Consider the following 13,727-nt stretch of genomic DNA (forward strand, 5'->3'; position numbering starts at 1 on the left):
TCATTTTGTACAATGTGGTGCTAAATTAGGCGCTGTTTAAAGTACGCAATGGTTTTGGTAGAAACTCCTTAAAACTCAGTGGGTTTTCAGCGCAATATTCTTTTTTTATAGTAAAGCGTTTTGGTGTTTTTATTTCAGAGTGATTTTCTTGGGTGTAACGTTTTTTCCATACTTTTAAAACCTCTGCAGAGAGATTATATTCATTCAGAATTTGATCTTCAGATTTTAATTCTAGTCTTAATAATGAAAGCAAATTCATGATTTCATTAATGCTGTAAACCGATTTCCAGAAATCTTCCAGCTTACGTTGATGTTGAGAAGAACTATTTGTTTTTTTTTCTAATCTTGTGTAACTTTTCATCTTATCGGTATCATCTTTAAGCCAAATATTTTCAAAAAATTTATTGAGTTTATTTTTAATAAAAGATTTGCGATTGCTTACAAACAAAGGTTTTTTTGAATCTTCTTCGATAAATTTATGGGCGTAATGGTTTTCTGTTTCAAAAACAGACTCTTTTAGAAATTCGTGAACTAGACATTTTTTACTCAAGCTTGCTTGAGAGCATTTTTCTTCTGAACAATAAGACAGAATCGTTTTTAATTTAATATCGCAATTATTCATTTTAAAAAGAAAATACAGACGTTCTGGTTATAACAATTAATTATTTAGACTGAATAAAAATCATTATGAAAACAAAAATGATAAATATGAATCTATGAAACGGTGATAAAAGTCACAATGATCTTTTTTTTTAGCTAAGTAGATGGAGTACAGCAAAAGAAAAATGCCTTCAAAGCAGAGAAGGCATTTTTAAATTGTAATAAGCAGAAAAAAAGTAATGTTTTCAGAGACAAAAAAGTATGAAATAATATCAGAAAAGATAGTATTAGAAATAGTTTATGAAGATGATTAATAAAAATGGACTTTAACTAAAACATAATTTTTCCCCTCATGGATTAAGCAAATTTTGCAGATCATTGAATAGAAAAAAATCTGCGTAATCAGCCAAATCTGCGAGAGAAAAAAACAATCATCTATGAAAATCTGAGGAATCTGTAGGAGATTTAATTAAAAGACTGTCGAAATTCCAAAGGCGACATATTTGTTTTCTTTTTAAAGAGCGTAGAAAAAGACTGCGAATGCTCAAATCCCAATTCATACGCAATTTCGCTCACCGAAAGTTCAGTCGTCGAAAGCTTTTCTTTGGCTTTACTGATCAGCTTTTCATGAATATGCTGCTGCGTATTTTGTCCGGTATGAACCCGCAAAAGATCACTCAAATAATTCGGAGAAAGATTCATCGCTTCTGCAATTTGATGAACTGTTAAAAGTCCTTTATCAGAAGATTCTTGATTAAAATAATCATTCAGAAAAGTTTCAAATTTCGTTAAAAGCTGATGAGTTCCACTTTTTCGGGTGATGAATTGTCGTTCATAAAAACGCTTCGAATAATTCAATAACAATTCAATCTGCGACAAAATGATTTCCTGCGTATGATGATCAATATGCTGACATTCCTTGTCAATTTTATTCATAATTTCAAGCAAATCATTCTCCTCATCTTCAGACAAATGTAAGGCTTCATTCACTGCATACGAGAAAAATCCATAAGACGAAATAGTCTTTGCCAATGAGTGTTTCAGCAGAAAATCTTCATGGAAAATCAACAAATAACCCGTATTTTCACAATCCATAGTCTGCAAATCCAAGTACTGCACCTGATTCGGTGCCGTAAAACTCAAAACACCTTTATCATAATCATAATGTTGCTGTCCGTATTTTATTTTTCCGGTTGCATTTCGTTTCAGAGCAACGCAGTAATATCGACTCACAAAACCCTTCCAGACCTCATCTTCAATAAAAATACTTTCCGAAAGATTAATCACACTTACCATCGGATGTTTCGGTTCAGGAAGCGAAAGCAGTCTGTGAAAAGCAGAAATAGATTTTATAGTGTTCATAACTTTTTATTTTTTTAGGGCGCCTTTTTCCGTCTTCCACTCCCGCTTTTTTGTTCCGCTTCGCTCCACAAAAAGAGCTCCGTTCAAGCCGGGGCGCAACAGTATTGCGTTTAAGCAATCTGTCATTCTGACGAAGGAAGAATCTCACGAATATAATAATGGGGAGATTCTTCACTACATTGCATTTCGTTCAGAATGACAAACTACAAATAAATTAATTTTAGAAAAAGATTAATAATCCAAAAGTCCCATGCCGAATTCGTCATACGTTGCTCCGGTATCTGTTCCCAAAGGTACAATACTTTCTAACTTTTGAAGCTCACTTTCAGACAATTCAATCTTAGAAGCTTCAATATTCTGTTCAAGATATTTTCTGCGTTTTGTTCCCGGAATAGGAAGAATCCCTTTGCTGATGATCCACGCCAAAGCCAATTGAGATGATGTAATATTTTTTTCTTTTGCCATATCTTCAATCGCTTTTACCAATTCGATATTTTTTTTGAAATGTTCTCCTTGAAAACGCGGAATTCCTCTTCTAAAATCATTTTCAGGCAAGTCATCAATTGTACGAATCTGTCCGGATAAAAACCCTCTTCCAAGCGGAGAATACGCCACAAAACCAATTCCCAATTCGTTCAAAGTTTTGATCACTCCTTTTTCTTCAACGGTTCTTTCAAAAAGAGAAAACTCACTTTGCACTGCCGAAATCGGATGAATTGCATGAGCTTTTTTCACCGTTTCAGAAGATACTTCCGACAAACCGATATATCCGATTTTACCTTCCTTCACCAATTCGCTCATTGCTCCGACCGTTTCTTCGATAGGTGTGTTTTTATCCAGACGATGCATGTAATAAAGGTCGATGTAATCTGTTTTTAGATTTTTCAACGAACGCTCAACCGACTTTTTTACATAATCTTTTGTACCATTGATTTTCCAGGTTACCTGGTCATTGTCATCAATTTCCCATCCGAATTTTGTGGCAATAATATACTCGTCACGATTGCCTTCAATAGCTTTTGCAATCAATTGTTCGTTTTTAAAAGGACCATATAAATCTGCGGTATCCAAAAAGTTCCCACCCAATTCCAAAGAACGGTGAATCGTTGCGATGGCTTCTTTTTCATCGGTTTTACCATACATATCTGCATCACCAAAACCTGTCATTCCCATACATCCCAAACCAATATTTGGAACGATTAATCCCTGACTTCCTAATTTTACTTGATTCAATTTCATATTGTTGATTTTTATTGATACAAAATTCAGCAGAAATTAAAAATCGGATGTATGCAAAACCATGGTTGTCGTATGCAAATTACGGATTATGGTTTTCAAGTATAATCACCAATAAAAAGATCTGCGCAATCAGCAAAATAAGTGGGATAAAAGTCATAGCAGCTTTTGTCATTTCGAGGAACGAGAAATCTATAATTTAAAATGAAAAATAGATTCTTTACTTCTCTCTCGCTCCATTCAGAATGACAAGGTGTTAAATAAATATTTGTGAAATCTGAGGGAGAAAAAAGAATTTGTCATCCCGTAAAAATCTCAACAAAGTAAAACTAACTTTAGATTCTTCCCGAATGACAAATTTATGAATAACTAATTGTGAAAATTAGTGCAAAATATTAGTGTAATTGGTGTTTAAAAATATTTAAATAAAATTATTTTCTAGGTTTAGAACTCATATAAAAACTCAATTTTCCACCATTTATAATATCAGAATGTTTCAAAGTAAAGTTTTTAATTTCCTTTCCATTCAATAGAATTTTTTGAACATAAATATTTTTCGGACTTTGATCGATCGCCTCAATTTCAAAAGTTTTTCCGTTTTCCAAATTCAAAACAGCATGATCAATCGCCGGACTTCCAATGGCATAATCTTCCGAACCTGGAGCAACAGGATAAAAACCAAGCGAACTCAAAATATACCAAGCGCTCATTTGTCCGGTATCGTCGTTTCCGCCTAATCCATCGGGTGTCGCTTTGTATTGCATTTCCAAAATTCTTCTGATTTGCGCCTGAGTTTTCCAAGGTTGCCCCGCCCAATTGTAAAAATAAGCAACATGATGAGCAGGCTCATTTCCGTGAACATAACCGCCAATAATTCCTTCTCGTGTAATGTCTTCGGTATCCGCAAAAAACTCGTCTGGTAAATGCATGGTGAACAATTCATCCAATTTTGAAGCAAATTTTTTCTTTCCACCCATCATTTTAATTAATTCGTCCGGATTTTGGGGAACAAAGAAACTGTAGTTCCACGAATTTCCTTCGATAAAACCTTGTCCGTGCGTACTTAATGCATTAAAATCTTTTTTAAAACTTCCGTCAGCCAAACGAGGACGCATAAATCCTACTGTTTTATCAAAATTATTTTTCCAGTTTTCAGAACGTTTGATGAATTGATTGTAAATTTCTGTTTCTCCTAAATGTTTCGCCAATTGAGCAATTGCCCAGTCGTCGTAGGCATATTCTAAAGTATTTGAAACCGAGGTGCCACTTTTTTCAGCAGGAATATATCCTTTATCAATGTAATATCCGATTCCTTCATAATCTCTTTTATTGGCAGTTTCTATACAGGCTTTTAAAGCAGCTTTTGCATCACCGTTATAATTTCCTTTAATAATCGCATCTGCTACTACACTTACGCTGTGATAACCGCTCATACACCAATTATCATTCGCATAATGCGACCAAATTGGTAACATTTTCATAGAAAACTGATCGTAATGTGCCATCATCGATTTCACCATGTCACCGTTTCTTTTCGGTTGAATAATATTGAAGAAAGGATGAAGCGCACGATAGGTATCCCAAAGTGAAAACGTTGTATAATTAGTAAAACCTTCCGCTTTATGAATGTTTTGGTCTAAACCTTTATACTCTCCATTCACATCCATATAAGTTGTCGGATTGATAAACGTATGATACATTGCCGTATAAAAATTCGTTTTTTCTGGTTCAGAACCTTTAATGACGATTTTGTTTAATTCTTTATTCCAAATTTCCTGTGTTTGTGTTTTCACTTGGTCAAAAGATAAGTTTCCAGTCTCTTTTTCTAAATTTTCTAAAGCATTCGCTTGACTTACCGGTGAAATTGCAAGCTTAATTTCAATCGCTTCATTTTCATTGGTGTCAAAATCAAAATACATTTTTATATTTTTTCCTGCGATTTCCGGAAAGTTTTTTGTTTGGTCAAATTTTCTCCAAAATCCACCGTAAACCTGTTTTCCATCATAATTTTTCTGGCCGTAAGATTTAAATGGCTTTGAAAATGTCATCGCAAAATAAACCGTTCTCGTTCTTGCCCAACCGTTGGTTTGTCGATAACCGGTAATTGTATTTCCGTTTTCTACGCGAACATAAGTCCAGACATTTTTACCATCATAATTATAAATTCCGGCCATCAAATCTAAAATAATATGCGCTTGGTCAGATTTTGGGAAAGTATAACGATGAACACCGACTCTTGTTGTAGAAGTTAATTCGGCTAAAATATTATGATCGTCTAACTTTACTTTGTAATATCCAGCTTCTGCGGTTTCATTTGCATGTGAAAATCTGCTTCTATAGCCACTTTCTGGATGAGTTGCTGTTCCGGGATTCAACTGTAATTTTCCAACAGTCGGCATCACTAAAAAATCTCCTAAATCAGAATGTCCGGTTCCGCTAAAATGGGTTGAGCTGAAACCAACAATCGTTTTGTCTTCATATCTGTAACCTGCGCAATATTTATAAACATCACCGTTATATTTTCCATTCATTTCGTAGGAAATTGTATCGGTTTCCGGACTAAGCTGAATAGCTCCAAAAGGGGCAGTTGCACCGGGATAAGTGTGTCCCATTTTTTCTGTACCGATTAACGGATTGACGTATTGAACCAGTTTTTCGGATTTTTGAGCTTTATTTAAACCAAAAATTAAAAGAAATATAAAAATAGGAGTTCCGGAATTTTTCATAAGATCTAAATAATGAAATTATGTTAAATATAAAAAAATGTTTGCTAACAAATTACAGTATTGAATCTAATCTATTTTATAAAAAAAGCGATTTAAAAAACCATATACAAGATTTTTATCCTGCTTTTTAAAATTATCGTCGATTATGATGGTGCCTTTTGGCTGAAATCTAATAATTGGTTGGTAATCATCAGCAATTTTTATTTGTTTATAGGGTATTCCGTGTTCTTCAAGTCTATCTAGATTGCTAGGGAAATACCTTGCATCTATTTCAACTGTTTTTCCGGATTTCTTGAGCATGTCTAAAATATAATAGGTTTTTTCAGTTCCATAAATATTTAAGACGGTAATGGATGACAAGAAGAATAAAATATTAACAAATAAAATTCCTTTCAGTATAAAAAGATATTTGATTTTCATATTATTTACTTCCAATATAAGCAGCAATATCAGTGGGATCAGATAAAATTGGGGAATATATCTTACCCACCAAGGATCAGAAATGATCAATACTGAAGCTAAGATTGGAAGAATGCTAATAAAAAGTATTTTTTGCTGATGAGTAAGATTTTTCAGACGTTTATAATTGACGATAAAAAATAATAATAAAACGATCAAAAAACCACTATAAAATATCCCAAATCCTCCTACACCAATATCTGCATCAGCTAACCTATTCAGCTCTTTTTGAGAAACACTGAATGGAATTTTATAAGACATGTTATCTTTATCAAAAGAACCTGTTTTGGTAAATAATGTAAATGCAAGTTTTTCTATTCTATTATTATTTCTTACAAATCCTTCTGGTGCAAAGCGCTCAAGAATATCTATTGAGCCTTCTCCTCTTAAAGGATAAAATATATGCTTTCCTTCTTTTAAATTTGTAATATATGGGTTGTAATTGCACAATATTAATAAAAAAGAAGCGCATAGTAATGGCAATATTAAGGCTTTAAGTGATGATATTTTTTTCAAAAACAACAAAATAACTAATATACAGACAGTCAGTACACCCAATGTTGGCATTGAAGTAAATTTTAAACTTCCACCTATCGTTAAAGTTGCTATGATCAATGCTATATAAATTCTTTCTTTTGTTTTGATAAAAAGAAAAAGAGAACTCAAAAAGCAAATGATAAACGAATAGCTAAGGCCATCTACATAAAAAGTTAAAATTTGCGAAATTACAACTGGATTGGCAGCTATGAGAAAAGCAAAGATCCATTGTCGTTTAAGATCAATACTAAAGAATTCCAAAACTTTTTTTGTGATCAGCAATGAAGCGATAAAAAGAAAAATATTGATGGCTTTCGCTGTTTCTATTTTACCCCAAAAATAATATATACAAGACTGTATGACCTCGGCCCCTTTTGGATAATGCTCCGTCCATACCTTCATCGTACGAGAATGAGATTCAAAGTAAATAGGATTCCAGCCATTTTTCAACTGAATGATACTTTCCTGATGATAGCTTTGCCCGTCTGCAGAGAGATCAAAAAAATAACCGCTGATCAAAAAACCAAATAATAAAATGAGCGCTGTAGTAAACCCAGAAATAAAATTAACTCTACATATCAAAAAAGAGATAATGACCGACAGCGGATAATAGGCTCTTGTTACAGGAAAGTTAAAAAAAAGACCAAGCTGAGAAATAAGCAAGCAAATGAAAAGATGGAAAATAACAATAAATATTATTTTTTCGAGATAAATTTTATTCATATTCTGCATTTATACAAATATAAAATATTGTAAGAATAAAAGATCAATTAAAAAAAATGAAATTAGAGATAAGGTTATTATTCAGCAAAGCGAAAGCCAATTCCGTGAATGTTTTCTATCGCAACAGTATTCTCATCCGCAAAAACTTTTCTCAGTCTTGAAATAAAAACATCAAGACTTCGTCCCATAAAATAATCATCATCGCCCCAAATTGCCTTCAAAATATCCTGTCTTTTTAGAACAGTATTTTTATGACGAATAAAATACAAAAGCAGATCAGATTCTCTTTGGGTAAGTGTAATGGTATTCTGGGTATCGTTTAAAGTATAGTTTTTAGGGTCGAAATTGTACTTCCCAACTTTATATTTTTGTGGAAAAGTTTCTGTTTTTTTAGAACGTTTCAGAAAAATTTCAATTTTCAAAATCAATTCCTCGATGCTGAAAGGTTTCACTAAATAATCATCTGCTCCGATTTTTAAACCTTTAATTCGGTCTTCTTTTAAAGCTTTAGCAGAAGTGAAAATGATTGGGATTTCTGCGTTTTTATCTCTTATTTTTTGAGCTAAATCGAAACCGTTCATTTCGGGCATCATAATATCAAGTAAACAAATATCAAAATCTTTGGTGTTGAACGCTTCAAACGCTGATTTTCCGTCTGAGCAATGTTCTATTTCATAATAATTTTCCAAGCTGTCCTGAATCAGAAAAGCTATGGTTTCATCATCTTCTGCGTATAGAATTTTAGATTTATCCATCATTTACACAAATTAAATTAAAACGGAAAAAACAGAGTAATGGTGATGCCTTTATCTGCATTGTTTTCAACTGATATTTTCCAGTTATGCTGCTGAACGATTTTTTTTACATAAAATAATCCCAGCCCAAACCCGTTGATTTCATCACTATTATTGGCAGGAACTCTATAAAATTTATCAAAAATATGATTGATATTTTTCGCAGGAATACCCATTCCGTTATCTTTAAACTTTAAATATAAGCCTTTTGAATCTTTCACCGAAGAAATAAGAATTTCAGGTTTTGTTTCGCAATATTTAATAGAGTTATCTAAAAGATTGTAAACGATATTGGTAAAGTGAAATTCATCTGCTAAAATTGAAATATCATTTTCAATATCTATCTGAATTGAAATGGTTTCATTTTTCTGTTTAATAGTTTCTGCAATCTCCTCAATAAACGGTTTCAAAATTATTTTCTGAGGTTTTAATGATAATCCTGAAGCATCATTTTTCGCAATATTCAGTATTTTTTCAATATGATTATTCAGTTTAAAGCTTTGATTAATGATAATTGATGTGTAGGTTTTCAACTTGGGGTTTTCTTGCACGACTTCCTGTTTGTTAAGTGCTTCAGAAGCTAATAATATTGATGATAAAGGAGTTTTAAACTCATGCGTCATATTGTTGATAAAATCGCGCTGTAATTCTGAAAATTTCTTCTGCTGAATAATTGTATAAATGGAATAAACATAAACGAGAAGAATAATGATCAGTGCAAAAGTCAGAAGATACCAAAAACGCAAAGAGCTAATCAGGTAAGTAGTTTTGTCGGGGAAACGTATTGAAAAATAATACGTTAGATTTTTATGTTTTGGAAACTGAATTACCTTTTCACTTGGCTCTTCCTGATGACTGGTCATATATTTTCCATACATCATCTGGTCGCTGTGACAATTGTACAATGCGTAAACATAATCTGTATTAATTTGAAATCTCGTAAATTCTGTTTTCAGATAATGCTCAAGAACTGCGGGGTGAAATTCATTATTAATATTAACAACATAATAATCATTTGCAATAATCTGAACTGGATTTTCTGTGAAAGATGATTTGCCTTCAGTCATTTTGTCAACAACCTCCATTAGAGCGATGTTTACTTTCTGATTAAATTTTCTGTCCTCAAGATTATAAGCTTGTTTGGTCCACATAAGTTGAGCTATCAAAATTCCGATGATAGCAACCAATCCAAGGCTTATAATAATATTGAGCTTTTTAATTTCCATTTCCAGAAGCAATATTATCCAAAAATATCTATAATTTTTTTACCATTAACAACTCGTTAACAAATGTTTGATAACGGTTAACAACTTACAATCATTTTCAGCTCTACATTTGTTAAAACAAAAAAATAATTGTTATTTGATTTCATAACTACTAAAAATTTATACACATGAAAAATTTAAAAATTACAGCGCTTCTTGCGGTTTTGGCATTCTCTCCGTTTTATGCAAACGTATTCCCGGTAACTCCGGCTTCAATTGTTAAAAAAGTAGCAGAAGCTGCAAAATGGAAATCAGAAACTATCGATGTAGGAAAAATTCCGCAAGGGAAACCAAAAATCATCAGATTTGAATTCACCAATACATCGTCACAGCCAATTATGATTGATAAAGTTGCGCCTTCATGCGGATGTACAACTGCTGATTATACACAAACTAAAATTTTACCAGGAAAAACAGGATTTGTTGAAGCAAGTTACAATGCTGCAGCTGAAGGTCCGTTTTCAAAGTCAATTACAGTGACGATGAGTGACAACCAAAACCCAAAAGTACTTTCTTTTAAAGGTACTGTTGTGAAGTAATTAATTTAATCTTGTTCAATATAAAAAACAGTCTGTCAATTATTTGACAGACTGTTTTGTTTTTATTTGGAGCTGTTTCTCGCTTTCCGCACTCGCTATTTTCCTACTTTGGCTCAGCAGCGGCGAAGCCGCCGCTGAGCCAAAGTAGGAAAATGAGCTCAAACAAATGCTACAATCGAGGCTAAGATTGTTTTTAATATTTGTAAGAAATCTTTGAAATATTTTACGCTAAAAACAAAAACAATTATTTGAAGCATTATTTATACATCTATTTTAGAGGATTGCGTTTTAATATTTATTATTTTTAAGAAAAAATAAAACGTATGAATCTTTATACACAACCGATGTTGCGTGAAGACGCTCTAAAAGATAAAGTTGCTATTGTTACGGGAGGCGGAAGCGGTCTTGGAAAAGCAATGACCAAATATTTCCTGCAATTAGGCGCACAAGTGGTGATCACTTCCAGAAATTTGGAAAAGCTTCAGGTTACTGCAAAAGAACTGGAAGATGAAACGGGAGGAAAAGTACTTTGTGTAGCTTGTGACGTAAGAAATTGGGATGAGGTTGAAGCGATGAAAGAAGCCACTTTAAAAGAATTCGGAAAAATTGATATTCTATTAAATAATGCAGCCGGAAATTTTATTTCGCCTACAGAAAGATTAACGCATTCTGCTTTCGATTCTATTTTAGATATTGTTTTAAAAGGAACAAAAAACTGTACACTTTCTATCGGAAAACATTGGATTGATTCAAAAACTCCGGGAACAGTTTTAAATATTGTGACAACTTATGCGTGGACAGGTTCTGCATACGTTGTTCCATCAGCTTGTGCAAAAGCAGGCGTTTTAGCGATGACGAGAAGTTTAGCCGTTGAGTGGGCAAAATATGGAATTCGTTTTAATGCGATTGCTCCTGGACCGTTTCCTACAAAAGGAGCTTGGGACAGATTGCTTCCGGGAGATCTGCAGGAAAAATTTGATATGAGAAAAAAAGTTCCGTTGAGAAGAGTAGGAGAACATCAGGAATTGGCAAACCTTGCTGCGTATCTGGTTTCAGATTATTCAGCTTATATGAATGGAGAAGTCGTTACAATCGATGGTGGAGAATGGCTTCAGGGTGCAGGCGAATTTAATATGCTTGAAGATATTCCGCAGGAAATGTGGGATGCTTTGGAAGCAATGATTAAAGCAAAAAAATCCAATTAGTTATAAATTATTAGTTATGAATGATGAGTTTTTAATTTCTGGTGATTTAATTATTGCTAATAACTAAAAAACATTACGAATAAAGCTTCTCTATGAAACATAAGTTTTATTTTTGTTCTTTAATTTAAATTAGAACCCTAATGAATTTCAGATTTTCAACTTTATTACTATTTGTTTTTGCATGGAGCTTTTCTCAGAATTTAAAAGTAATGTCTTTCAACATCAGACTCAATGTAGAATCTGATAAAGAAAACTCATGGACAAACAGGAAACAGGATGCGGTAGATTTATTGAGCTATTACCATCCGGATTATTTCGGCGTTCAGGAAGCACTTCCGGAGCAGATGAAAGATATTAAAAATGGTTTAAAGAACTACGATTATGTAGGTGTAGGTAGAGACGATGGTAAAGAAAAAGGCGAATTTTCGGCTATATTTTATGATACCGAAAAATTACAGGTGGTAAAATCGGGAACGTTCTGGCTTTCAGAAACTCCGGAAAAACCGTCGAAAGGTTGGGATGCTGCTTACAACAGAGTTTGTACGTATGCTGTTTTTAAAGATAAAAAATCGAAGAAAGAATTTTTGGCAATGAATCTTCATTTCGATCATGTAGGAAATGTGGCAAGAGTAAAATCTGCAGATTTGATTTTAAAGAAAATTAAAGAGATCAATCCTAAAAATTTACCTTTAACATTAAGCGGTGATTTTAATTTGACAGACGATACAGAGCCGATAAAAATAATTTCTCAAAACCTGAAAGATACTTTCTACAACTCAGAAACAAAACCTTACGGACCGAAAGGAACATTTACAGCATTCAACGTAACCGAAGTTCCGCAGGAAAGAATTGATTATATTTTTGTAAAAGGTTTTAAGATAAAATCTCACAGACATATTAACGACAGAAGAGAAAATCTGCTGTATCCGTCGGATCATTTCCCGGTTTTGACAGAGCTGCAGTTTTAAAATATTAATTCTCAGGAAAATCAATCTCAAATCCAATTCCTCGCAGGGATTGGATTTTTATTTTGTCGTCATGCTGAAAATATTTTCGCAGTCGGCTGATAAAAACATCAAGACTTCTTCCGGTAAAATAATCATTGGTTTCCCACAAATTATCGAGAATATCGTCTCGTTTGATTGTTTTATGATTGAATTTCAAAAGATAAAGCAAAAGATCTTTTTCACGAATGGTGAGTCTTATTTTTTCATTAGGATGAGAAAGCAAAAGTTTTTCTGTATCTAAAATATAGCTTCCGATGCTGTATTGAGTAACTGTTTCCGAAACTAATGTTCTTTTTAGAATATTTTTAATTCTTAAAATTAATTCTTCCGGATCGCAAGGTTTTGAGATGTAATCATCTGCTCCGATTTTCAGTCCTGTCAGGCGATCTATTTTCTGATTTTTTGCTGTTAAAAATAAAAGCGGGAAATCGGGTTTGGTTTTTAAGATTATTTTTGCCAAAGAAAACCCATCGAGATTGGGCATCATAATATCTAAAATCCCAATATGAAAAGGGAAATCTGACTGTAAAATGGGTAAAATATCTTCAGGATTCTGAAACCATGAAACTTCAAAATCTTCAAGCTCGAGATATTGTTTCAGAATCATTCCAAAATCTGAATCGTCTTCTGCCAATAAAATCTTAATCTTCATAAGGAAGTGAAATTTTAAAAGTTGTTCCTACATTTACTTCACTCGTAATCTCAGTTTTTCCGCTATATTTTTCAACAATTTTTTTCACGAAAAATAAACCCAAACCTAAACCTTTGCTGTTGTGAATGTTGTTGGATTGTATTCTGTAAAACTTTTCGAAAATATTTTTCAGTTCGTTCTGTTCCATTCCGTTTCCATTGTCTGCCACAATAATTTCGAGCTTATTTTGAATGGTTTTTATATCGATTTTAATTTCGGAAGCCCCATATTTCACACTGTTTTCGCAGAGATTTTTAATCACGGTTTCCATCAGTTTTTTATCAAAAGGGAGCACTTTTGAAACTAAATTATTAAGTTTAAAATCAATGTTCTCGTAAGTAAAAGCCAGATCGTGAATGAAAAAATCCCAGTTTTCTGGCTGTATGATAGAACTTTTTTCGTTAAAATCTTCGGGGTGAAGCTGCAACATTAGATCTTCAAGTCTTAGAATTTGTCGGTCAATTAAAGGTAAAATTTCCGGAGTGAATTCTTTCTTTAATGTTTTTGAGGCAATCTTCAACGTAGCAATTGGAGTTTTAAATTCGTGTGAAATATTGTCTACAACAGTGTGCAAAACCTCAAC

12 protein-coding genes are annotated in these 13,727 nt (G+C 33.0%); 3 read left to right on the forward strand and 9 right to left on the reverse strand.

The features are described 5' to 3' along the window. Window positions 1-25: 25 nt before the first annotated feature. The 7 genes from BUR17_RS14550 to BUR17_RS14580 form a co-directional block, all read right to left on the reverse strand. Window positions 26-622 (reverse strand): hypothetical protein, encoded by a 597-nt coding sequence (locus BUR17_RS14550; RefSeq protein WP_074231052.1) that lies wholly within the window; start codon window positions 620-622, stop codon window positions 26-28. A gap of 443 nt (window positions 623-1,065) precedes the next feature. Then, entirely contained in the window at window positions 1,066-1,962 is an 897-nt protein-coding gene (locus BUR17_RS14555; RefSeq protein ID WP_074231053.1) for a helix-turn-helix domain-containing protein, read from the reverse strand. 231 nt (window positions 1,963-2,193) lie between these two features. Continuing rightward, complete coding sequence (locus BUR17_RS14560; protein ID WP_074231054.1) at window positions 2,194-3,201, reverse strand: aldo/keto reductase; 1,008 nt, start codon at window positions 3,199-3,201, stop codon at window positions 2,194-2,196. A 428-nt stretch (window positions 3,202-3,629) separates the two neighbouring features. Continuing rightward, entirely contained in the window at window positions 3,630-5,924 is a 2,295-nt protein-coding gene (locus BUR17_RS14565; protein ID WP_074231055.1) for a GH92 family glycosyl hydrolase, read from the reverse strand. Between the two features lie 66 nt (window positions 5,925-5,990). After that, a complete protein-coding gene (locus tag BUR17_RS14570; RefSeq protein WP_143747591.1) occupies window positions 5,991-7,643 on the reverse strand; it encodes a hypothetical protein in 1,653 nt (550 codons plus the stop codon). A gap of 77 nt (window positions 7,644-7,720) precedes the next feature. Next, complete coding sequence (locus tag BUR17_RS14575; RefSeq protein ID WP_074231270.1) at window positions 7,721-8,398, reverse strand: response regulator transcription factor; 678 nt, start codon at window positions 8,396-8,398, stop codon at window positions 7,721-7,723. A gap of 17 nt (window positions 8,399-8,415) precedes the next feature. After that, a complete protein-coding gene (locus BUR17_RS14580) occupies window positions 8,416-9,663 on the reverse strand; it encodes a sensor histidine kinase (protein ID WP_074231057.1) in 1,248 nt (415 codons plus the stop codon). 167 nt (window positions 9,664-9,830) lie between these two features. On the opposite strand from BUR17_RS14580, the gene BUR17_RS14585 reads away from it, so the two are divergent. The 3 genes from BUR17_RS14585 (at window position 9,831) to BUR17_RS14595 (ending at window position 12,414) form a co-directional block, all read left to right on the forward strand. Beyond that, window positions 9,831-10,241, forward strand: coding sequence for a DUF1573 domain-containing protein (locus BUR17_RS14585; RefSeq protein ID WP_074231058.1), 411 nt, complete (start codon window positions 9,831-9,833; stop codon window positions 10,239-10,241). Window positions 10,242-10,564: 323 nt separating this feature from the next. Then, window positions 10,565-11,446, forward strand: coding sequence for an SDR family oxidoreductase (locus tag BUR17_RS14590; protein WP_074231059.1), 882 nt, complete (start codon window positions 10,565-10,567; stop codon window positions 11,444-11,446). Between the two features lie 140 nt (window positions 11,447-11,586). Continuing rightward, window positions 11,587-12,414, forward strand: coding sequence for an endonuclease/exonuclease/phosphatase family protein (locus tag BUR17_RS14595; RefSeq protein WP_074231060.1), 828 nt, complete (start codon window positions 11,587-11,589; stop codon window positions 12,412-12,414). A 4-nt stretch (window positions 12,415-12,418) separates the two neighbouring features. On the opposite strand, the gene BUR17_RS14600 is transcribed toward BUR17_RS14595, so the two are convergent. Both BUR17_RS14600 and BUR17_RS21030 read right to left on the reverse strand, forming a co-directional pair. After that, window positions 12,419-13,105, reverse strand: coding sequence for a response regulator transcription factor (locus BUR17_RS14600; RefSeq protein WP_074231061.1), 687 nt, complete (start codon window positions 13,103-13,105; stop codon window positions 12,419-12,421). Next, window positions 13,095-13,718, reverse strand: coding sequence for a sensor histidine kinase (locus BUR17_RS21030; RefSeq protein ID WP_228418757.1), 624 nt, complete (start codon window positions 13,716-13,718; stop codon window positions 13,095-13,097). The genes BUR17_RS14600 and BUR17_RS21030 overlap by 11 nt, the downstream gene beginning before the upstream one ends. Window positions 13,719-13,727 lie beyond the last annotated feature (9 nt).

Origin of the sequence: Chryseobacterium scophthalmum (genome assembly GCF_900143185.1) — a bacterium.
In the GTDB taxonomy this organism is placed as follows: domain Bacteria; phylum Bacteroidota; class Bacteroidia; order Flavobacteriales; family Weeksellaceae; genus Chryseobacterium; species Chryseobacterium scophthalmum.

What these genes read in the sequence shown, in the direction of transcription:
- BUR17_RS14550 (WP_074231052.1), bottom strand. Translation starts at nt 622, where the DNA reads ATGAATAATTGCGATATTAAATTAAAAACGATTCTGTCTTATTGTTCA.
- BUR17_RS14555 (WP_074231053.1), bottom strand. Translation starts at nt 1,962, where the DNA reads ATGAACACTATAAAATCTATTTCTGCTTTTCACAGACTGCTTTCGCTT.
- BUR17_RS14560 (WP_074231054.1), bottom strand. Translation starts at nt 3,201, where the DNA reads ATGAAATTGAATCAAGTAAAATTAGGAAGTCAGGGATTAATCGTTCCA.
- BUR17_RS14565 (WP_074231055.1), bottom strand. Translation starts at nt 5,924, where the DNA reads ATGAAAAATTCCGGAACTCCTATTTTTATATTTCTTTTAATTTTTGGT.
- BUR17_RS14570 (WP_143747591.1), bottom strand. Translation starts at nt 7,643, where the DNA reads ATGAATAAAATTTATCTCGAAAAAATAATATTTATTGTTATTTTCCAT.
- BUR17_RS14575 (WP_074231270.1), bottom strand. Translation starts at nt 8,398, where the DNA reads ATGGATAAATCTAAAATTCTATACGCAGAAGATGATGAAACCATAGCT.
- BUR17_RS14580 (WP_074231057.1), bottom strand. Translation starts at nt 9,663, where the DNA reads ATGGAAATTAAAAAGCTCAATATTATTATAAGCCTTGGATTGGTTGCT.
- BUR17_RS14585 (WP_074231058.1), top strand. Translation starts at nt 9,831, where the DNA reads ATGAAAAATTTAAAAATTACAGCGCTTCTTGCGGTTTTGGCATTCTCT.
- BUR17_RS14590 (WP_074231059.1), top strand. Translation starts at nt 10,565, where the DNA reads ATGAATCTTTATACACAACCGATGTTGCGTGAAGACGCTCTAAAAGAT.
- BUR17_RS14595 (WP_074231060.1), top strand. Translation starts at nt 11,587, where the DNA reads ATGAATTTCAGATTTTCAACTTTATTACTATTTGTTTTTGCATGGAGC.
- BUR17_RS14600 (WP_074231061.1), bottom strand. Translation starts at nt 13,105, where the DNA reads ATGAAGATTAAGATTTTATTGGCAGAAGACGATTCAGATTTTGGAATG.